Annotated in this window: 1 rRNA gene; it reads left to right on the forward strand. The window is 54.9% G+C overall.

The features are described from left to right. Positions 1-61 precede the first annotated feature (61 nt). Positions 62-1,337, forward strand: a 23S ribosomal RNA gene (locus TBIF_RS10590); the annotation flags it as partial.

The following is a 1,337-nucleotide window of genomic DNA, read 5'->3' on the forward strand; positions in this document are numbered from 1 at the left end:
GTGGTGGTGGGCGGTGTGTGTTGTTTGAGAACTGGACAGTGGACGCGAGCATCTTTAATGAAAGTAAGTGTATAAGAGCACACGGTGGATGCCTTGGCACCAGGAGCCGATGAAGGACGTAGTAGGCTGCGATAAGCCTCGGGGAGCTGTCAAACGAGCTGTGATCCGAGGGTTTCCGAATGGGGAAACCCAGCCACAGTTATGTGTGGTTACCCGCGCCTGAATGTATAGGGCGTGTGGAGGGAACGAGGGGAAGTGAAACATCTCAGTACCCTCAGGAAGAGAAAACAATTGTGATTCCGTGAGTAGTGGCGAGCGAAAGCGGATGAGGCTAAACCATGCGCATGTGAGACCTGGCAGGGGTTGTGTGTGTGGGGTTGTGGGGTTGTTGTTGTCGGTGCTGCTAAGCCGGCGGACAGTAAGAAAACACATGGTTAGTGGAAGTGGTCTGGGATGGCCTGTCGTAGAGGGTGAGAGCCCCGTACACGAAAACTGTGTGTCTGTCTTCGATGATTCCCGAGTAGCAGCGGGCCCGTGAAATCTGCTGTGAATCTGCCGGGACCACCCGGTAAGCCTAAATACTCCCTGGTGACCGATAGCGGACTAGTACCGTGAGGGAAAGGTGAAAAGTACCCCGGGAGGGGAGTGAAATAGTACCTGAAACCGTGTGCTTACAATCCGTCAGAGCTGGTGCATGATTTGGTTCATGGCTGGTGATGGCGTGCCTTTTGAAGAATGAGCCTGCGAGTTAGCGGCATGTCGCGAGGTTAACCCGTGAGGGGTAGTCGTAGCGAAAGCGAGTCCGAATAGGGCGTACTTATAGTGGCATGTTCTAGACCCGAAGCGGAGTGATCTACCCATGGCCAGGTTGAAGCGACGGTAAGACGTCGTGGAGGACCGAACCCACTTAGGTTGAAAACTGAGGGGATGAGTTGTGGGTAGGGGTGAAAGGCCAATCAAACTCCGTGATAGCTGGTTCTCCCCGAAATGCATTTAGGTGCAGCGTCGCATGTTTCACTCTGGAGGTAGAGCTACTGGATGGCCGATGGGCCCCAACGGGTTACTGACGTCAGCCAAACTCCGAATGCCAGGGTGTGAGAGTGCGGCAGTGAGACTGTGGGCGATAAGGTTCATGGTCGAGAGGGAAACAGCCCAGATCGCCGGCTAAGGCCCCTAAGCGTGTACTAAGTGGAAAAGGATGTGGGGTTGCGAAGACAGCCAGGAGGTTGGCTCAGAAGCAGCCATCCTTGAAAGAGTGCGTAATAGCTCACTGGTCGAGTGATCCTGCGCCGACAATGTAGCGGGGCTCAAGTACACCGCCGAAGCCGCGGCACTCA

Origin of the sequence: Tomitella biformata AHU 1821, from assembly GCF_000524475.1 — a bacterium.
GTDB lineage: Bacteria > Actinomycetota > Actinomycetes > Mycobacteriales > Mycobacteriaceae > Tomitella > Tomitella biformata.